The sequence below is a fragment of the Fodinibius salicampi genome (assembly GCF_039545095.1).
GTDB classification, from domain to species: Bacteria; Bacteroidota; Rhodothermia; order Balneolales; family Balneolaceae; genus Fodinibius; species Fodinibius salicampi.
In genome coordinates this window covers 1,401,185-1,421,377 of the sequence record NZ_BAABRS010000001.1, presented here as the reverse complement: position 1 = coordinate 1,421,377, position 20,193 = coordinate 1,401,185, and the positions used below count along the sequence as shown (strand labels likewise).

Sequence of the window (20,193 nt, the reverse complement as noted above, 5' to 3'; positions counted from 1 at the left end):
TATAGAGGCGAACGCTTTTTTATTCTTTGTTCTTTGATCCTTTGAATAGAAAGTTCCGACCAGAATAGAAAAAACAGTTACTTTTTTAGTATACTGGTATAAATGCTTATGATTAAAGCAGTAGGGCCACCAATTTGGAGTCTCTACTAACGCATTTTGTGGTCCATTTTTTCTACTTGTGGCTTTAATCCAAAATAGTAAGCTATGACACCTGTTAAACTGCCTCTTAACGTGAAAGATCCTGACTTGATAGACAGGTTCTTCGACAAAAATTTGCCAGAGATTATTGATTCTATTGATGAGGATATAGAAGCGGATTGGGGTAAAATGACGATTCACCACATGATTGAGCATCTGATTCTTGCATTTAAAGTATCAACGGGTAAATTGGAAGTTGAATGCTATACTCCGGAAGAGAAAAGGTCTAAGCTTCAGGCTTTTTTAAATATGAATCGTCCTATGCCTAAGGGGTTTGTAAATCCAGTAACGGGTTCAGGATTACTAGATTTGAGATATCCAAATTTGAGTAAAGCAAAAGCCAAATTAAACGAAGAGATTCAAGACTTTTTAGAGTATTACGAAAACAATCCGGATGCTTCACAAATGAATCCGGTTTTTGGAGAACTAAATGGAGACCAGTGGAAGAAATTTCATTTCAAACATTGCTATCATCACTTATCTCAATTCGGATTAATTGTCTCTAGCGTTTAGGAGGATATATTTTTTATATCTGGCTTAGCCGCTTTGAGCCTTTCAATTCTTTACATTTTATCAATATTATTTAATGTGATATTGCGGTCGTAACTTTAGTGCATACGTGATAAATGGAATATTTAAATAAACAGGTTCATCATTGTATTTGGGCTAATGAGATTTGGATTGAGTTCCTGTCTGATGAAGGGAGTAATGACCAATATCTTGCGAAGATGATGAGTCATATTTTACTGAGTGAGCAGGCGTGGTTTCAGCGTATCTTCGGCCAGGAAATTGGTCAAAATATCTGGCAGATTTTACCTTCAGAGCAATTAACTGATTTGCAGGAAGAGCACAGGAAAATTTATTATCAGCTTTTAGAGCAGGATATAGACAGGGTTATTAGTTTTCAGCGGTTTAGTGGTGATTCGGGTAGTTCATCTATTGGTGATATCCTCCTTCATCTTTGCACCCATGGTCAACACCACAGGGGACAGATGTCTGAATATACATCAAAACGTGAAATGGATATAGCCGATACAGATTATATCAGTTATAGTATACATACGGAAATGAATAATATTTAATCCGTTATAGTACTCGGCATAGTTAACTGTTATTTGATAGTCTTCTCATTTATGAATAAAACAAAATTATTAGGTTCCTCCCATCTGGAAAAGTGGCGAAGAGACACTCCGGGTTGTAGATATCGTACTCATTTTAACAATGCAGGTGCCGCATTAATGCCGACGCCTGTCATAGAGGCGATTCATAAACATCTTGATAACGAGATCCGTTTTGGTGGATACGAGGCAGCGGAAGCAGCAGAAAAAGAAATATCCGCCTCTTATGATGCTATTGCTCAGCTTATTGGAACTGTGTCTGCCAATATCGCTATTGTGGAGAATGCTACCGTAGCTGTATCACAGGCACTTAGCGCTTTCAATTTCCAGCGGGGAGATAACATAATAACTACCAATGCGGATTACTCTTCAAACCAAATTATGCTGCTAAATCTAGCTGATCGATATGGAATTGAGATTGTTCGGGCGGAAGATCTACCTGAAGGTGGTGTTGATCCTGACTCTATTCACGATCTTATCCAGATGCAACGCCCGAAACTTGTACTGATGAGCTGGATACCAACTAATTCCGGACTCATTCAAAATGCAAAGGTGGTGGGTGAAATATGTCGTAAGTTTGAGATCCCTTTTCTTCTTGATGCCTGTCAGGCAGTAGGACAATTACCGGTTGATGTAATGGACCTCCATTGTGATTTTTTGGCAGCTACGGGACGTAAATTTTTACGTGGGCCGCGTGGCGTAGGGTTTTTATACGTATCCGACCGGATGCTTAAACAGGGATATTCCCCTTTGTTTCCAGATACCAGGGGAGCCAAGTGGATCTCTGCCAATAATTTTCAGGTGGAAGGCGATGCAAAACGATTCGAAAACTGGGAGTTTCCCTATGCTCTTGTCCTTGGACTGGGAGCTGCTGCCGAGTAAGCTCAAAAGATAGGTATAGAAATAGCCAGTCAGCGTGCTAGTGAACTTGCAACATACACCCGGGAAGCATTAAGCAAACTATCTGGCGTACAAGTGTTGAATGGGGGAGAAAATAAGTGCGCTATTGTAACAGCAGGTATTGAAGGAATCGATATAGATGATTTAGTAGCACAGTTGAGGGAACAAAAAATTAATACAAGCGCGACACAGCGTAACCACGGAGTAATCAATATGGATGCTAAAACTGTAGAAATGGCGCTGCGGATTTCTCCTCATTACTATAATACAGCTGAAGAGATTGATAAGGCAGTAGGAGTTATAGAAGAGTTGGTATCTCAATTGTAATTCAGTAACTCTAACTCCGAAACTCAGGTTCTTTTCCAGATTTTTTTTCAAAGAACGATTGACACTTTATAAATAACTAGATCAGAAAGTTTTTAAATAAAAAAGGCCCGTACTAAGAAGTACGGACCTTTAAATATAATAATCTCAGAAAGTTAGAAGTATTATCCTTCGCCTATTTCGCCATTCTTGGCCTTCTCTTTAAGCTCATCGTTGGCATAGATCGCGATTTCTACCCTTCTATTCTGTTGACGTCCGGCTTCGGTACTGTTGTCGGCTACAGGATCTTCTTCCCCGTAACCTGTAATAATCATGCGTTCGCTGGAAACTCCCTGTTCTGAGGTATAACTGGCTACCGATTTAGCCCGGTCTTCTGAAAGTCCCTGGTTGTATTCTGCAGAACCCTGGCTGTCGGTATGCCCGGCAAACAGGATTTCTGTATCCTCATATTTCTGAAGGATATCGGAAAGTTCACGAATATTTTCCCTGGAAGCTTCCCGCAGGGCATAGGAGTCGAAGTCAAACAATATACCGGAATCGAAGGTTATTTTAATACCTTCACCTACGCGTTCTACCTTGGCATTCTCAAGCTCTTCGTCTATCTCTTCGGCCTGGCGGTCCATGTAGTTACCGATAGCCGCACCAGCTGCTCCACCTACAGCAGCGCCAATAATAGCTCCGTTTACCGTATTACCGGCAGCTTTACCAATGATGGCACCAGCTAATCCTCCGGCAGCAGCACCTCCTGCACCGCCTTTGGCTGTGTTACTCCAGTTTTTACAACCTTCAAACGTAAAGGCCAAAAAACCAATACAAATCGTTAGTATAGTAGCTTTTTTGAATGTTGTCATATCTGATATCTATTTGGTTAAACAAGATGTAGTATTATAAGCATTTATAAGACACTATGTTCCATACTCCTTTTGTAGGCTTAAGATTCCTTCCGCTTTTTAAGAATCCAGTGGATAATAGGGGGTGCAATAAGTAGTACAATAACTAAATGACCTGTATAAAGGTAGATAACAAGGGTAAGCAGGATACATATTGCCAAAACAAACAGTGATATATACGTTGTTTTTTGACCTATATCCATTCTTGTATGGATCTCTTCTTTATCTTTCTGAATACTTAGGTTGTTTCTGCACGTAATACTTCAATGGGAGTTTTGTTAAGGATACTTCTGCTGTTTACCATGCCTATCAGGATCGTTAAGGCTGTAACAAGCGCGGTGCCCCCGATAATAACCCATCCATTGGGAACAAAGGCAATATCAAAATAGAAGTAGCCAAGTAGCCAGGCGGCTCCTACGGAAAGTATTAACCCCGTTAAGGCGGAAAGAACGCCCAAAAAGAGATATTCCACAGCCAGTATTTGGATAATCTGTTTTCTGCTGGCGCCAATGGTACGTAAAAGCACACTCTCTTTAACACGTTGGAACCGACTGGTGGCAACTGAGCTGCCTAGGACAATAAGTCCCGTTATGATACTGAAAAGAGCCATAAACTGGATAGCCAGGGAAATTTTACTTACAAACTGATTGATAGTTTCCAAAATACGGCTTACATCTATAGCTGAAACATTGGGATACTCCTGTACCACAGCCTGCTGAGCCCTGGCAGAAGCCTCCGTATCCTCAGTACGTGTAATCGTTACAAAAATTTGAGGAGCGGCTTCCAGTACACCGGCCGGAAATAGCATAAAAAAGTTTGGCTGCACACGCTGGAAGTCAACTTTTCGTATACTGCCCACGTAAGCTGATATCGGGACACCCTGAACGTCGAAGGTGAGGGAGTCCCCAATTTCAAGCTGAAGATCTTCGGCAATTTCCTGGGCTGCAGAGACGGGTACAGGGCCTTCGGAAGGATCGGCAGTTCCGATCCATTCTCCTTCCAGCAGGGTTTCTGAATCGATAAGGGAGTCGCGGTAGGTAGAGCGATATTCCCGTCTGAGTGCCCATCCATGTACTTCGGTGGTAGTATCTTCATCTACCGCCTCTATGCTTCGTCCCCTCAGTGAATCCAGGCGCATGGTTACCATGGGTACATTCTGAAGTATAGGGAGGTCTTGATCATCAAGGAGGTTATTGAGTCCCTCATTTTGATCAGACTGTATGTCGAAGAAAATAAGATTGGGAGCATCATCCCTGGTGGCAAAATCAAGCTCTTTCATCAGCATATCCTGGCTAAAATAGAGCGTACTTACGAGCAGCATCCCAAGGCCAAGTGAAAGCATCAGGGTGGCTGTTTGATTATGAGGGCGATATAGGTTGGCTAAACCCTGTCGCCATACATAGGTCCAATGAGAGGGAAAGTAGCGTTTAACTGTTTTTATAAGTAACTGAGCAGTAAGTAGCAGCAATCCAAAGGCGGCGATCATGCCGAGTGTAAAAAGTCCGCCTGCCCGCCAGCTCTCGGTAAGCAGGGTAGCGTAGCCAAAGACGGTTAACGCTATAAGGCCGTAGGTAGTCCACTTTACTTTTTGTGAGAGCAGTTGCGTAATAGATTCTTCTAGCGTTCGCAGGGCATAGAGTGGCGAGGCTTTACGGAGTGCTAATAGCGGCAGCAGAGCAAAAACTAGGGCTACGCCCGTACCGGTAAAAAGACCAAGGCCGATTGCAAGCCAGGATATTGTTAGCTCTATATCCACCGGAAAGAAGTCACTGACCAAAGAGGGAAGCAGGTATTGTATACCTACGCCCATGAGTGTTCCAACGAGTGCCCCCAAAAAGCCCAAAACTATAGCTTGTATAAGAAAGATGCTCATAGTCTGATTAGAGGAGGCGCCAAAACAACGGAGTACCGATGCGGTACTTATTTTCTGGTTGATATATACATGAATGGAACTGGCTACCCCGATACCGCCCAAAAGGAGAGCAATGAAGCCAACGAGATTTAGAAATTTACCTAAATTACCAACGGCTTCGCCTAACTCTTCCTGTCGCTCTTCTATGGTTTCTATATCAATATCCATAGCAAGAGACTCTTCGAGTGAATCGAGCTTTGATTCTATGGGAGTAATCTCCCGGCCATTCTCAAATTTGAAATATCGCTTGTATTCAATGCGACTCCCTTGCTGTACCAATTTCGTTGAGTCGAGCATGGAGTGGGGAATAAAGATGCGTGGCCCTACCATGGAGGCCGCTGCCGCTTCACCCGGCACTTTGGTTACAGCGCCGCTTATGGGAAAGGTTACCTGACCTACTTTTACGGAATCGCCCACCGACAGGTTAAATTGGGTCATCAATGTTTGATCAACGAGGGCAGAGGTATCCGATTTGAATTGTTGTAGCGCGGAAACAGGATCCGTTTCGAGCGTTCCATAAAACGGGAAATTACCTTTCAGAGCACGGATATTAGACAAACGGGTTTGTCCTCCTTTGGGAAATAACGCCATAGAAGGAAATTCTGTGATGGTAGCCTGTTCACCACCCAGCTCATCGAAATAGGCCCTGAGCGTATCCGGAAAAGGCTGTTCAGTTTCAACTTCAAGATCAGCCCCAAGCAGTTCCTTTGACTGGTTATTGATCGTTTCGTTGAGACTGTCCCGAAAGGAGGTAATGGCTACTTGTGCGGCAACCCCGATAATAATAGCCGAGATATAAATAAAGAGGCGCTTTTTATTAGAGCGGGCATCGCGCCATGCCATTTTCCACGACCAGCCTGAAAAGAAGGAGTGCATATATGAGCTGCTTTTATTGATTGATGGCTTCTGTTTCGGATGGTTCGTTCCGTTCATCGCTGTGAATACGGCCGTTCTTCAGATGAATGATACGCTGACACTGCTCGGCCAGGGAGTGGTCGTGTGTAACCAGCACCAGCGTGGTGCCGCTGATGCGGTTGAGATCAAAAAGTAGTTCTTCTATGGTGTGGCCCGTTTCAGAGTCGAGATTACCGGTAGGCTCATCAGCAAATAAGATTTTCGGCCGATTGATAAAAGCCCTAGCGATGGCAACGCGCTGCTGTTCGCCACCCGAAAGTTGGGCAGGATAGTGCTGGAGGCGATCCCCAAGTCCTACTTCAGTGAGTAACTCCCGGGCATCATGTTCGACTTCTTTGGGATTAGTTCCTCTGAGCTCCAGTGGAACCATAACATTTTCCAGAGCGGTAAGAGTAGGTACCAGCTGAAAAGTTTGGAAAACAAAACCAACATGTTTATTTCGTACTTGTGCGCGTTGGTCTTCGGTAAGTGGACCTAGATCAATTTGGTTTAGGTTTATTTTGCCATCGGTAGGCCGATCAAGTCCGGCACAGAGTCCCAATAGAGTGGTTTTCCCACTCCCGGAAGGTCCCACAATGGCGCAGGTGGTGCCTTCCTCCACAGAGAAATTAATTTGGTCTAAAACGGTAAGTTTTTGATCACCGCTTCTGAATTGTTGGGTAATATCGGTAACTTCCAAGATATGATTTGTACCCATAAAATAATAAACTGGTTAAAATGCTGTTATTGGTATTCTTCAAAGATAAATGAATCATTCTGCGGAAGAAATCGTTTCCTGATTCATAAAGAATAAAAACGGTAATTATTTGTTAGTCAACTGATGAAACGACTTTTAACACTTTTTGTTACGTTTTTTTTATTAATCCTGTCTGTTCATGGACAAGATAATCCCCAGCGCATACTTTTCTTTGGTGACAGTATCACTGCTGGACATGGAATTGACGAGAATGAGGCGTTTCCCGCCCTTATTCAGCAACGTATCGATTCTCTGGGCTGGAACTATAAGGTTATTAACGGAGGGTTGAGTGGAGAGACCTCGGCGGGGGGGCTTCGACGGATCGATTGGATGCTTCGGCAGCCCGTGGATGTATTCGTGCTGGAGCTGGGAGGAAATGACGGACTTCGGGGCGTGGATTTGAGCACTACTAAAGATAATTTGCAAAAGATAATAGACAAAGTACGCGAAAAGTATCCGGAAGCGACTATTGTATTGGCAGGAATGCAGGTACCACCCAATTTGGGACAGGAATACACCGAGGAATTTCGTAAAATGTATCCTGAACTTGCTGAAGAAAACGATACTGAGCTTGTTCCATTCTTACTGGAAGGTGTAGGGGGGAATAAAGAACTTAATCAGTCAGATGGAATTCATCCCACGGCAGAGGGTCACAAGGTTTTGGCCGAAAATGTTTGGGAAGTGCTGAAACCTATCTTAAAAATTAAGAAAGAAGAGTAAAGAAAGGTTGCTGTTTTATTAATATTGAAGACTAAGGATACTAATTTTTCCAGGAATTAGTATCCATTTATAGCCTCCAATACTAAAGTGGGTTAATTCACTTTCATAAAATTATATTTCACTGATACACTTGCGGATACACTTACTGTTTGTGCATATTCGGATATAAGACTTCCTGAGGCATCATCCCGCGCGGCCATTTCCATCATCATAGGACGGGGAGGTGACTGATTATATGAGAAGTCCACAGAATGAATACCCGTAAGAGTAAGGCCACTTTGTTCAGCAATGAGCTCAGCTTTTTGGCGGGCAGTATGGAGAGCATCCTTCAGTGCTTGATCCTTTCCATTGTCGGATTCGGTTGATATAAATTGACCGCTAAAATCATCATAGCCTCCTTCAATTAGTGCAATCTGAATCTCTTCGTACCGGTCGAAATCGGAGAGCGTTAAACTTACCTGCTGCCGCGTGCGAATGCGCGGTTCCTGGTCATTGCGATGAGTATTGATATTTGAGATCGAGATAGGCTGGAAGCTGATGTTCTCTTCCTTGATCTGGTGTTTCTTCAGGAGATCAAGCAGGATTTGTTCCCGTTGCTGATGTTGTTTATATGCTTCCTGAGGCTCTTCTGCTTCGGCATTAATATTGATATTAAAAACCAACCGATCGGCCGGAATTTCAACGGTAGCCGAGGAATTGATAGAGATGGTATTATCCTGCGCCTGGACGGTTCCGAAAGCGAGAAAAGAAGTTAATAGTAAAGTAAGGGCTCTCATAATGGTATATTTTAATTAATGGTTGTAAACGAATGTTTATGGTTACGAACATAAAATGGATTGTAAGGTATCCGGGGCAATATTAGCACCACATACCACAATTACCATAGTTTGATCTGCAAAACGACGCGGATTTTTTAACAGGCTTGCTATAGCCACTCCGGCCGATCCTTCAATTACTTTATGGTGGTGCCTGATCATAGAACGTATGGCATGCCGAATTTCGTCTTCAGAAATCAGGATAAAATCATCTACCAGTTTTTTACAGAGGTCAAAAGTAATGGCATCGGCCTCGAATCCACCGGCAGAACCATCTGAAAGCGTAGGTTTTGATTCAATTTCCTGGTACTCACCGACGCGGACGCTTACACTCATTGCGGGTGAATGCTCCGGTTGGCATCCTATAATAGATGTATCCGGCAGTTTATTTTTGACATAAGAACCGATGCCGGAGATTAATCCACCACCACCTACAGTGGCCAAAATGTTATCGATTTCCTCCTGCTGGTCAAGTATTTCTTTTCCGATGGTACCCTGTCCCGCTATAATTTCCGGGTCATTGTAAGGAGAGACATAGATCCAGCCTTCCTCTTCGGCGCGTTTGCGGACATATCTTTCGGTAGTATAGGGATCGTCTCCGTGAAAACGAATATCCACTTCATAATTGCGAATCGCTTCTACTTTGGAATCCACCGCATTGTGAGGCAGGAAAACCGTCCCATCAATATCCAATAGCTCGCAAGCCCGGGCAAATCCCAATCCGTGATTTCCGGTGGAGGCCGTAACAGGGTGTTTCTCCAGATTTTGCTCTTGAATCCATTTCAGTTTATTCAGGCTGCCACGGGCTTTAAATGAACCGGTAATCTGCTCATTTTCCAACTTCAGATAAACATCACCATCACAGCTATTACTCAGCCAGTGTGAATAGAGCAGGGGCGTTTGAAAAATATCATTTTTGATTCGCTTATGTGCGTCTTCTATTTTTTGGACTAAATTCAATAGTATATATTTAGTTCTCGTAACTACTGTTCTAACTGTTAAATATAAATTTATTTAGCAGATGTGAAATATATATAGTTCTGGTTTAAAGATGGAATCTCGATATTCTGTAGACAACTGGTAATTTGAAATATTACACAGTAAAAAAGCAGATATTAAATAACAGAAGTCTGCAAATAGGCAGGCATATACTTTGAGAAAACTAGTTCATAATTCCTAACTTTTTATTTAAGAATTCTTAAACCGGTAGCCCCTCAATTTCCATAATCTTTAAGGCATTGGTAGAAGGGCAGGGACCCGATTTTAATTTGTATTCGAAGCTCATTTTTCCGTCGTCAATGGTTTCTGAAAAATGCCAGTTGCTGAGTTCGGGAATGGTCTCTTCCAGTTGTGCCAGTTCAAGGTCATGGGTTGATACCATACCTATTCCGTTTTTTCCGGCTACATTTTGGAGGAAGGCTTTGCTGCCCTGTAGCCGTTCGCGATTATTGGTTCCCCGGTAAATTTCGTCCACCAAAAAGAAAACAGGCATCGGATGATTGTCTTCAAGAAATGTCAGCAGTTTTCGCAGTTGTTTGACTTCCGCATAAAAGTGAGAGAGCCCTTCATCGAGGGAATCGGTAATGTTGATGCTGCTAAACAACCGAAAGGGGATGGTAGTCAGAGAGGAAGCGTTTACGGGTCCACCGCTGAAGTAAAGTGCCAGATTGATACCCACGGTCCGTAAAAAAGTGCTCTTGCCCGCCATATTCGATCCGGTGATTAACAGGATTTCGCCCTTTTCATGAATGGTTAGGTTATTAGTTACTTTTTCATCCTCCGGAATAAGAGGGTGTCCCAGGTTTTTAGCCTCAAATGGGTTACCAGAATTCGTTTCCGGCAGCGCGAAATTATAGTGCGGATTTAGCCAGCTGAAATTAGCCAGAGAACTCAGGGCTTCAAGTTTATAATACCGATCGAGCCAACGAGACAGGAAGGGAGCTACTTCCTGTTTGTAACCACTTAGTTTTTGTGCATAATAGAGGTCCCAAGGCACTAAAAAGTTAAGCAGTACCCAAATGATTTCGCTTTGCTGAGAAGAGGCTGCCCCAGCAATCCGGACGATCTGGTTTATATACCCGGACGGTGCATTTGAACGCTTCCAAAAGGGGCTGCAAAAATCCTTTAGATTAGGATTCCCTGAGTAAGAGTAAGTTTCCAGATATTCCAGAATTGTCTTGAAAGGTTTTAAGAGCTTTACTATTTGGGAAGCCTCGTTGTAGAGCCCACTGATTTTATCACTGTTGAAGTTGTAGATCACCAGGTAAAGCACAAAAGTAAATATGACATATGGTGCGATATAGCCCGTAAGGTAAAGCACCCCGAGCACGATATTGAGTATAGAAAGTCCACCCAAAAGGGATAAGACACCATTATAATTGACCTTTTCAGCGTTATTTAGGTGCTCACGCAATTCTTCCAGAGTCCAGTCATCACTTAGTTCCTGTTTGCTATTCAGTTGGGCCAGTAATTGCAGGCGATCCCGAAAGCTGGCGTTGGAACTTAACTCTTTAATTACGGACTGCCGATCAGCTACTTCCTCCGGATCTGGTTCTTGTTGAAGTAATAATTGTGCAAGAAAATCGGTGCTTCCCTGGTAATGTCCTGTGTTAATCAGACTTAGCAGGGAGTGTTTCCCTATAATGTTAAGGTCAAAAGCAAAGGGATGATCCTGGTATGATTTAATAGCATTGGAATCTGGAATATCTGACCAGTTAAGAGACTGGCGCGCTAACTGATTACGGCGGATATTTTTCCAGACGGTAAACCTTTCAACTGATTTATCAATTTTTTTATGAATAGTAATGAGCTTATAAAAACCTCCGATGAAAGTGATCAATGTAATCCAGAACAGCCATTCAGGTCCTAAGCTCCCGGCCATATAGACGAGTGCCAGTCCTCCCACAAAGATAAAAAGCCGAATCATCGATAATCGTTGGCTCTGGTTTTTAAGGTCATCGGTTTTCTTTTGAAGCCGACGAATTTGGTTTTCCAGTGCCTTGCGTAGTGAGGCGGAGGTATAGCTCATGCCATCATTTTTTTTTGATACGTTACTATTTAGCCAAAGGATAGAGAAAGGAATAGAAAAATGCAGTGATTATTTATTTTTTTCCAGCGTGGCTATGGTCGCTCCCCATCCGCTGTGGTCTCCAGCCAGAGAATATGATTTTACATGTGGATTGCGATCGAGCAGGGCATGGACAGACCGACGCAGGTTGCCGGTTCCTTTGCCATGAATAATCCGGATTTCAAAAATCCCTTTGCTCAGACATGCTTCAATATAGCCGGGAATAAGGGACCCCAAATCTTCTGGTTTAAAGGTGTGTAAATCCAGGGTCCCGTCAATTGGGAGCTCTTTAGGTTCAGTCTCCTGGCTCATAAGATCAATGAGTTAAGCCTTAAACATGGCCGCATCCAGAATAGACCACAGATGGATGATCCATCCCATCAGGAAGATCCAGAGGACGCCGGCCAATACAAACTGTATGGCTGCTTTGATGAGGCGTCCCTGCAAAAGTTGCCCCAGTCCGGGAATAAAAAAGCTTGCTAACGCTGCGATAACATTACCGGCTGATCCTTGTCCACTCATAATAATCGATCGTTTAGTTATGATTACAAGCTAATATACGAGAATGACTAAAAAATGTTTTACTTTTTGATCAAGACACATAGAATGGAAAGGAATTAAACATTCCCTTTTCAAGTCTCCCGACTTATTTTTTGACAACTTTGCCGTCCACAATAACGGAACGAATATGAGTGGTGTACTCCAGCGGGTCTCCATCAAAAAGTACGATATCCGCATCCTTTCCTTCCTGTAGCGAACCCACAAGTTTATCAATGCCCAGGATTTGTGATGGACTCTTGGTAAGGGCATTTAAAGCCGCTTCTCGGGGCAACCCGTAAGCAGTAGCCACGCCGGCTTCATAGAGAACTATACGCGTTTTGGGTACATAGCTTTCAAATCCACTTTGAAATGCAAACGGTATACCCGCATCATGTAGCTTTGCGGCAGTAGTAAAACTGGCATTCTGGGTATCCCCATACGTGCGGACCATCGTAGGATGGATAAATACCGGGATGTCTGCTTCCTTTATTTCATCCAATACGAGATAGGCTTCAGCAGCACCGTCGAGAATCATATTAAAACCGAATTCTTCTTTCAGGCGCAAGGCTGTCATGATATCCTGTGCCCGGTGAGCGGTAATCATGGCTGTCAATTCTCCGTTGAGCACTTTAGCCAAAGCCTCCATGGTCAAATTTCTGGATGGGGGATCTTCTGATTCTTTTTCCTCAATATATTCCTGTGCTTCAATAAATTTTTGTCGCAGCATGGCCATCCCTTTGGAGCGTGTACCGGGTTTATCGAAATTTTGGCTGACTCCAGATGTAAGGGTAAAAGCAACAGTAGTTGAGGAGTCAACCAGTGCTTCTTCCACGGTATTGTAAGGGGTTTTGGCAATCATGGTTTGTCCGCTTGCCAGTGCACCGGGACCATGGCCCGTATGGGTGGTTGTAACGCCTTTATCGAGTACGAATTTAACCAATTCTTCCCGGGCATTATACGCGTCTATCGCACGTAATTCGGGCTGTATGGCATCGGATGTTTCCAGCTGATCCTGGTCATGCTCTTGGTTGAAGATGCCGGCCAATCCAACTACGGAATGAGCATCAACAAGGCCGGGAGTTGCTACCGAAGCCTCATGTACCTCATAATTAGCTGGGATATCGATCTCATCTGCTGGACCAACGGTGGCTATTTTATTATCGTCAACCAAAATAATGCCATTCACAATTTTAGGTCCTTCCATAGTATAGATCGTATCGGCTTTAACGGCCAATTGGGCATGAATAGCAGTAGTGAGGCTAAAAATAAAGACGGTTAATAGAATGATTCGACGTTTCATAATAAGAATAATGCTTTAATAAGAAATTGATCAGATTGTGGATACCATACGGGTAACAAACAGTACATTAATCGATACCGTGATGGTGATGATTTTGGGTCGACCGTTCAAATACCTTGTATCCTCCGACAGCATATTTGGCATCCTCAGGATCGGAAACATCAAATCGTTTTTTACCTTCCACCCAAGTTTGCTGAACACGAGTGTAAGTACTCAGCGGATCTCCGGAAAGAATAATAAAATCAGCATCTTTTCCTTCTTCGAGTGTTCCGACCCGATTTTCGAGATCAAGCATCTTTGCATTAGCGATTGTCAGAGCCTCTAGAGCTGCATCGCGGCTCATTCCGGCGCGCACACCAAAGGCCCCAGATCGCAGAAACAAACGGGTATCGGTTATGGAAGCATCCGTATGATATCCCACCATTACGCCGGCTTCCTCCAGGACTGCACCATTTTCGTATCGTATGTCAGCAGCCTCCATTTTTCCTCCGGGGGAATCCAGCACAATAATAGAAGAGGGTACCTCCGCTTCCGCAATTTCTTCGGCCACTTTCCAGGCTTCACTCACATGGTGGAGGACCAGCCGGTATCCAAATTCTTCGGATAAACGAATAGCTGTCAGAATATCATCGTGTCTGTGAGTGTGATTGTGTACAACCCTTTCACCATCGAGCACTTGGATAAGCGTTTCCATACCTAAGTCCCGCGTAGGCATTTTTTCAGGGTCCCCATCCGCTTTTTCAACTTTGTTTTTATATTCCTGGGCTTTAATAAACAAGTCGCGTACCATAGCTACAGATTTAGCACGGGTACCGGGAAAGGGACCCTCTCCAATTGGATTTGTTCCATTCGCCATTTTAAGTCCGCCGGCTATTTCATTTACCGGATCATCAACAAAAAGCATCTCTTCAATAGTATTGGTATCACGAAGTTTTAGATAAACGGTTCTGCCACTCATAAGATGACCCGATCCGGGCATAACATTTACCGTAGTAATCCCGCCGGCAAGCGCTTTTTTAAAGGTATCGCTGCGGGGATCAATACTGTCCAGTATACGGGTATCGGGATGTAAGGCTGATGAGCGATCGCCTCCATCTCCGCTGCCAATATGGGAGTGGGAATCCACGAGTCCGGGCATAATAACTTTTCCACTTACATCATGTGTTTGGGCATTTTCGGGAATTTCAACATTTTCCCGGGTGCCTACAGCTGTTATTTTGCCTTTCTCAATGATAAGTGTTCCTTCCGAAATAGGTTCTCCTTCAATGGGAATGATTTTAGCTCCTTCAAATACCTGAGGTTGCTGCTGCGCCAAGACTAGCATTGGAAATAGCAAAATCAATGACAAAATCGATAGAACTCTGTTCATAAATTGTCCCTTATTTTGGGGATTAGTTATTTTAGATTATTGTTACATTATTATGCAAATTAGTCGCCAGGTAGGCAAGTGTTTTATAAGGGCAGTTATTTTGTTGCTTTTTACCTTATAAAACTGTTCGATAATGAGTTTACCTATGAAATGTTACCCTGACCTTTTGTAAGAAAAGATATCGAAACCATTTATTTATGGCATATAGATCACCTCCGGTACTGTATAATGAGAATAATGAAGAGCGAAAAATAGGACTTGAGCTCGAATTTGCAGGTATCGGTTTAGAGCGTGTTGCGGATATTATAACCTCTATATACGGAGGAGAAGTCCGGAAGAATCACCGATACTATATTGAGATAAGGAATACTGATTTGGGGGATTTTAGAGTAGAACTCGATGCCCGTATCCTACAAAAAATGGCGGAGGAAGATATATTTGATACGGCTGATATAGATATCGAAGAACGCTCCTTTCGCAAATCTATAGAAGATATTATAGATAAATTAGCAATGTCTGTGGTTCCTGTAGAAATTGTAATGCCCCCTGTATCCATTTCAAAGTTTGGACGATTAGAAGATTTACGTAAAAAGCTGTGGGAAGAAAAGGCAGAGGGGACTAAAGGGTCTCTCGTGCATGCTTTTGGAATGCATATCAATATTGAAGCCCCTGTACTGGATATTGAGACCATTCTGAAATATTTGCGCGCATTCTTACTGCTATATCCCTGGCTTTTGGAAAAGTTGGAAATCGATATTTCCAGGAAATTGTCTCCCTTTGTAGATCCTTTTCCTAAAGAATTTGTTTTAAAGGTACTGGATGTTGGTTATGAGCCCTCACAAAAGGAGTTTATTTCAGACTATATAAAATTTAATCCAACAAGAAACAGGCCTTTAGATCTCCTTCCGATACTTGCCATGCTTGACGAGGCCACGGTAAAACGCAAGCTTAATGGGGAAAAGAATACACCAAGGCCTACTTTTCACTACCGCTTGCCCAATAGTAAAATTGATGACTTAAGCTGGACATTTGCCAAAGAATGGAATTATTGGATAGCTGTAGAAGAGCTGGTCCAAAAGCCTGAAATGATAGAGAAACTTGCTCAGTTATATGTAATGCGTAAAGAGAAAACACTGGTGTCCTTTAAAAAGGAATGGGTAGAATCTATAGTTATATTATTAGATTTAAATGAAGAATAGCAACAAACCGACCATTGGCATAACAGGACCGGATAAGGGGGGAACTGCTGCATGGTGGTTTACCAAATACGCAGTATTATTACAGGGAGGAAAACCAATTAGAATAACGCCTTCCGAACCACATCCAGGTGAGAATCTGGATGGACTTATCTTAGGAGGCGGGGCCGATATTGATCAGGAAAGGTATGGAAAATCTTTTGCTGAAAATCCTTTTGAAATGGGGCCTAAACCATCAAGTTTATATCAAGGATTTATAAAAATACTGTCCTTCTTGTTTTATCCTTTTTTGTTTTTGATTCGAAAACTCCTTTCGACAAAATCATCTGCTGTTGACCCCGAAAGAGATAGACTGGAGTTTGAAATACTTCAAAAGGCTATCAATAATACCATTCCCATATTAGGTATATGTCGTGGATCTCAACTGATCAACGTCCATTTTGGAGGGAATTTGTATCAGGATATAGGCGATTTTTATAGTGAAGTGCCCCAAGTTTATTCTATCTGGCCCAAAAAGAAGGTACTTATTGAATCAGACTCAAAATTAGGCCAGATTATTAGGAAAGATAATATTTGGGTTAATGCTTTGCATAATCAAGCTGTAGATAACATAGGCAGTGGACTGAGGGTTATTGCGCGGGAAGAAACAGATCTGCCTCAGGCTATTGAGCATATATCATATCCGTTTATGATGGGTGTCCAGTGGCACCCAGAATATATGCCCCAGATAGTACACCAGCGGGCAATTTTTGGCGCATTAATAAGCCAAGCTAAGAAGTTTGTAAAATGATCCCCAATCGTACTTCTTTATATCAGATATCTACTTTATAATCTACGAAATGTCGTTCCTCGATTACGGAGTCAATAAATTTTACCGCTTTTTTATGGTGGTCATTACGAGTATACATGGTATAATCAAGCTCGGTCTCGAAATCGGATATAAGCACAACATCATAGGGTGTGCCGGTTTCTCCATCTCCTTCGGAAATATTAATACCGACTTCCACACTTTTTATTTCATCAATATTTATTTTTAAGCCTTCAAGAATGAGCTTCATTTTTTCTGCATTTTTCTCCTTTGTGGCTCCTTCGGCTTCATCTTTAAGTTTCCACATTACGACATGTCGAATCATAATATACTCCTATTATGTGTGCTTGATTAGTTAGATTCTAGTTTTTGAATCAGAAAAGGTGCAAAAAGTAGAAGTGCACCAGAGAGGCTTTAGCTGACTGCCGAGTTGGGACTCGGTTTGTCAAGTTATAAAGTCAGTTTATCATAATTCATAGGCTGATCACGCATATTTCTTTTTATAAATTGAATTATTGCCAGCTCTATTCCATAGTTAATAAAAAAAATGATAAAAACGAAGCTTTTTTGGAGTGTAAGATAGAACCAATTTAAATTAGCTTAAAAGAAGATAAATAGTACTCCTATTGATAACTTTTGAAACGAAAGCAGAATGGAATAACTTTATATAAATAGGAAAACAGAAGTTTATAACAATACTACATTTTATTATATGAGTAAACCACTTAATGTAACCGAAAAACTTATTAAGAGTCATCTTGTTGATGGTGAAATGAAAGCCGGAGAGGAAATCGGTTTAAAGATTGACCAGACACTGACTCAGGATGCTACCGGAACCATGGTGATGTTGGAATTGGAAGCGATGGAACTGGATGAAGCCCAAACAGAAATGTCCTGTCAGTATGTGGATCACAACCTGATACAGACCGACTATAAAAATCCAGATGATCACGTATTTTTGAAATCAGCAGCCGAACGATTTGGTATGTGGTTTAGCCGTCCTGGAAACGGGGTAAGCCATCCTATTGAAACCGAACGTTTTGCAATTCCAGGTAAAACCTTAGCTGGTTCTGACAGCCATACTCCTGCATCAGGATGTATGGGTATGTTGGCTATTGGCTCTGGTGGTTTAGATGTTGCTTTTGCCATCGCTGGTGAACCGCTATACATCAAGATGCCCAAAGTATTAGGAGTAGAAGTTAAAGGTAATTTGCCCGATTGGGTAAGTGCCAAAGATGTAGTACTTGAGATGCTTCGTCGCTATGATGTAGATGGAGCTACCGGTTATGTAATTGAATATTTTGGCGAAGGGCTGAAAAATCTTGATACCATGGATCGCCATGTTATTGCAAATATGGGTACCGAGATGGGAGCTACCAGCACGGTATTTCCTGCCGATGGTGAGGTGCGTCGTTTTATGGAATCCCAAGAGCGTGGTCATGAATTCGTCGAACTCAAAGCTGATGAAGGTGCTGAATATGATAAGTATGAAGAACTTGTGCTGGATGATGTGGAACCGCTTATAGCTCTGCCCAGCAGTCCGGGTAACGTAGTGCCTGTTCGTGAAGTAGAGGGACAAGATATTTATCAGTCCTATGTTGGTTCTTCCGCGAATCCGGGTTTTCGTGACTTCTGGATGGCCTCTGAGATTGTGAAGGATAAAACGGTGAATGACAATGTTTCCTATGATATCAATCCTACATCACGCCAGATTATCGAAAATATGGTTAAGAATGATGTGATGTTTAACCTTGTTCAATCGGGAGCTCGTATTCACCAGGCCGGATGCAACGGCTGTATTGGCATGGGGCAGGCGCCTGCAACAGGACAAAACAGCTTGCGTACTGTGCCGCGTAACTTTCCTGACCGTTCAGGAACCCCCGAAGACTCAGTCTTTTTGGTAAGTCCCGAAACAGCGGCGGCTTCTGCATTGACCGGAAAGATTACCGATCCGCGCGATCTTGAGGATCTTTATAATATGAAATATCCGAAGTATGAGCATCCTAATGAGATTCACATAAATACGGAAATGTTGACCCCGCCGAAACCGAAAAAGGAACGAGGTGAAATCAAGAAAGGGCCGAATATTTCAACCATGCCCGACTTTGATGAGCTTAAAGATTTTGACGTTCCGGTTCTGCTCAAGATGGGAGATGATATTTCTACCGATGAAATTCTCCGTGCCGGGGCAGAAGTGCTGCCATTCCGCAGTAATATTCCAGAAATTAGTAAATTTACACTTGATGTTGTGGATAAAAACTTCCATGATCGGGCGATGGAAGCTAAAGATGAGCACGGTGGGCACGTAGTAATAGCCGGCGAAAATTACGCCCAGGGTTCAAGTCGCGAACATGCGGCTATCGCTCCGCGTTATTTGGGTCAGCGGGCCGTAATCGCAAAGAGTTACGCCCGTATTGGCTGGCAAAACCTGATCAACTTTGGTATTCCACCGCTTGAATTCGCAAATGATGCGGACTATGAGGATATCGATCAGGGCGATGTCTTAACCGTGAATGACATCAGAAGTGCTATTAAAAATGGCAATGAAGTCGTCGTTCATAATAAGACGAAAGGCAATAAATATACTGTAAAACACACCTTTAGTGATCGCCAAAAAGAAGCGGTGCTCCATGGTGGAGTAATTAATCGCTTTAAAGCCGAAAAGAAGGCTAGCTAAATTCAGTTTGAGAATTAAAACTGGAAAGGCTCCGACAACTAGTCGGAGCCTTTTTTATATTAAAAACATATTTAGTGTCTTCAATATCTGGTATATATAAGGATATGAGTGAAGAGCCTACAAATTTAACTCAACTTCTGGATCAAATTGAAGACGCTATAGACAAAAAGGAAGAGGACGTATCGTTGGGTGAAATACTGGACACCGTTGGCCGCCGTTCGTTCGGACCTCTTTTACTAATTTGTTTGGTTACCATTGCACCTATTTTAGGCGATATCCCTGGGGTACCGACTATTATGGGAATACTTATATTGTTGATAGGAAGTCAGTTGCTGTTTCAGTATGATCATTTTTGGCTGCCAGACTGGTTGCTCAGACAATCTGTGGGGAAGGATAAACTCAAAAAGGGACTTCAGTGGATGCACTCTCCTGCCCGGTTTTCTGATCATTGGTTACGTCCACGACTAACTATGGTAACACGGGGCGTTGGAATCTATATTATTGCCTCTGTGTGTATTGCTATTGCATTAGTAATGCCAGTCATGGAAGTTATCCCTTTTAGTGCTACTATAGCAGGTATCGCGCTTACTGCCTTTGGATTAGCATTAATTACCCGTGACGGACTGATGGCCTTGCTCGCTTTTTTGTTTTCTGCTGGTACATTTGGTCTGATCATTTATAATTTGTTATAGAAATTAATCTTTAGAT

General features: G+C 42.6%; 18 protein-coding genes and 1 pseudogene. 8 read left to right on the top strand and 11 right to left on the bottom strand.

Annotated features, from left to right (window positions below; genetic code table 11):
- Window positions 1-204: 204 nt before the first annotated feature.
- From ABEB05_RS05900 to ABEB05_RS05890, 3 genes and pseudogenes are all read left to right on the top strand, one after another.
- Window positions 205-711 (top strand): DUF1569 domain-containing protein, encoded by a 507-nt coding sequence (locus ABEB05_RS05900; RefSeq protein ID WP_265788383.1) that lies wholly within the window; start codon window positions 205-207, stop codon window positions 709-711.
- A 113-nt stretch (window positions 712-824) separates the two neighbouring features.
- On the top strand, window positions 825-1,280 hold the full coding sequence (locus ABEB05_RS05895; protein ID WP_265788382.1) for a DinB family protein: 456 nt from the start codon (window positions 825-827) through the stop codon (window positions 1,278-1,280).
- Between the two features lie 51 nt (window positions 1,281-1,331).
- Window positions 1,332-2,543 (top strand): annotated as a pseudogene (locus ABEB05_RS05890) (aminotransferase class V-fold PLP-dependent enzyme).
- Between the two features lie 161 nt (window positions 2,544-2,704).
- Here ABEB05_RS05890 and ABEB05_RS05885 read toward each other — a convergent pair.
- From ABEB05_RS05885 to ABEB05_RS05875, 3 genes are all read right to left on the bottom strand, one after another.
- A complete protein-coding gene (locus tag ABEB05_RS05885) occupies window positions 2,705-3,391 on the bottom strand; it encodes a YiaD family glycine zipper/OmpA-like lipoprotein (RefSeq protein ID WP_265788381.1) in 687 nt (228 codons plus the stop codon).
- 277 nt (window positions 3,392-3,668) lie between these two features.
- Window positions 3,669-6,275, bottom strand: coding sequence for an ABC transporter permease (locus ABEB05_RS05880; protein ID WP_265788380.1), 2,607 nt, complete (start codon window positions 6,273-6,275; stop codon window positions 3,669-3,671).
- Window positions 6,232-6,954, bottom strand: coding sequence for an ABC transporter ATP-binding protein (locus tag ABEB05_RS05875; protein ID WP_265788379.1), 723 nt, complete (start codon window positions 6,952-6,954; stop codon window positions 6,232-6,234). Before ABEB05_RS05875 ends, ABEB05_RS05880 begins: the two co-directional genes overlap by 44 nt.
- 123 nt (window positions 6,955-7,077) lie before the next feature.
- On the opposite strand from ABEB05_RS05875, the gene ABEB05_RS05870 reads away from it, so the two are divergent.
- Window positions 7,078-7,713 (top strand): arylesterase, encoded by a 636-nt coding sequence (locus ABEB05_RS05870; protein WP_265788378.1) that lies wholly within the window; start codon window positions 7,078-7,080, stop codon window positions 7,711-7,713.
- A 92-nt stretch (window positions 7,714-7,805) separates the two neighbouring features.
- Here the strand turns inward: ABEB05_RS05870 and ABEB05_RS05865 are convergent, their stop codons facing one another.
- The 7 genes from ABEB05_RS05865 to ABEB05_RS05835 form a co-directional block, all read right to left on the bottom strand.
- The gene (locus ABEB05_RS05865) at window positions 7,806-8,489 is read right to left on the bottom strand and encodes an SIMPL domain-containing protein (protein ID WP_265788377.1); all 684 of its coding nucleotides are present in this window, start codon (window positions 8,487-8,489) and stop codon (window positions 7,806-7,808) included.
- A 42-nt stretch (window positions 8,490-8,531) separates the two neighbouring features.
- The gene (locus ABEB05_RS05860; protein ID WP_265788376.1) at window positions 8,532-9,488 is read right to left on the bottom strand and encodes a threonine/serine dehydratase; all 957 of its coding nucleotides are present in this window, start codon (window positions 9,486-9,488) and stop codon (window positions 8,532-8,534) included.
- Window positions 9,489-9,726: 238 nt separating this feature from the next.
- Window positions 9,727-11,556 carry a MutS family DNA mismatch repair protein gene (locus ABEB05_RS05855; protein ID WP_265788375.1) on the bottom strand — a complete coding sequence of 610 codons (1,830 nt, stop codon included), beginning with the start codon at window positions 11,554-11,556 and terminating at the stop codon, window positions 9,727-9,729.
- Between the two features lie 69 nt (window positions 11,557-11,625).
- Window positions 11,626-11,907 (bottom strand): Smr/MutS family protein, encoded by a 282-nt coding sequence (locus tag ABEB05_RS05850; protein WP_265788374.1) that lies wholly within the window; start codon window positions 11,905-11,907, stop codon window positions 11,626-11,628.
- Window positions 11,908-11,919: 12 nt separating this feature from the next.
- Complete coding sequence (locus ABEB05_RS05845) at window positions 11,920-12,117, bottom strand: hypothetical protein (protein ID WP_265788373.1); 198 nt, start codon at window positions 12,115-12,117, stop codon at window positions 11,920-11,922.
- A gap of 124 nt (window positions 12,118-12,241) precedes the next feature.
- A complete protein-coding gene (locus ABEB05_RS05840; protein ID WP_265788372.1) occupies window positions 12,242-13,435 on the bottom strand; it encodes an amidohydrolase family protein in 1,194 nt (397 codons plus the stop codon).
- A 67-nt stretch (window positions 13,436-13,502) separates the two neighbouring features.
- A complete protein-coding gene (locus ABEB05_RS05835) occupies window positions 13,503-14,804 on the bottom strand; it encodes an amidohydrolase family protein (RefSeq protein ID WP_265788371.1) in 1,302 nt (433 codons plus the stop codon).
- A 197-nt stretch (window positions 14,805-15,001) separates the two neighbouring features.
- Here ABEB05_RS05835 and ABEB05_RS05830 point away from each other — a divergent pair, with 197 nt between their 5' ends.
- Window positions 15,002-16,003, top strand: a complete 1,002-nt coding sequence (locus ABEB05_RS05830) for an amidoligase family protein (RefSeq protein ID WP_265788370.1) — start codon at window positions 15,002-15,004, stop codon at window positions 16,001-16,003.
- The gene (locus ABEB05_RS05825) at window positions 15,993-16,790 is read left to right on the top strand and encodes a gamma-glutamyl-gamma-aminobutyrate hydrolase family protein (RefSeq protein WP_265788369.1); all 798 of its coding nucleotides are present in this window, start codon (window positions 15,993-15,995) and stop codon (window positions 16,788-16,790) included. The genes ABEB05_RS05830 and ABEB05_RS05825 overlap by 11 nt, the downstream gene beginning before the upstream one ends.
- A gap of 22 nt (window positions 16,791-16,812) precedes the next feature.
- On the opposite strand, the gene ABEB05_RS05820 is transcribed toward ABEB05_RS05825, so the two are convergent.
- Window positions 16,813-17,133 carry a Dabb family protein gene (locus ABEB05_RS05820; RefSeq protein ID WP_265788368.1) on the bottom strand — a complete coding sequence of 107 codons (321 nt, stop codon included), beginning with the start codon at window positions 17,131-17,133 and terminating at the stop codon, window positions 16,813-16,815.
- 387 nt (window positions 17,134-17,520) lie between these two features.
- Between ABEB05_RS05820 and ABEB05_RS05815 the strand changes: the two genes are divergently transcribed.
- The gene (locus ABEB05_RS05815) at window positions 17,521-19,485 is read left to right on the top strand and encodes an aconitate hydratase (protein ID WP_265788367.1); all 1,965 of its coding nucleotides are present in this window, start codon (window positions 17,521-17,523) and stop codon (window positions 19,483-19,485) included.
- A gap of 104 nt (window positions 19,486-19,589) precedes the next feature.
- Complete coding sequence (locus ABEB05_RS05810; RefSeq protein WP_265788366.1) at window positions 19,590-20,177, top strand: exopolysaccharide biosynthesis protein; 588 nt, start codon at window positions 19,590-19,592, stop codon at window positions 20,175-20,177.
- Window positions 20,178-20,193 lie beyond the last annotated feature (16 nt).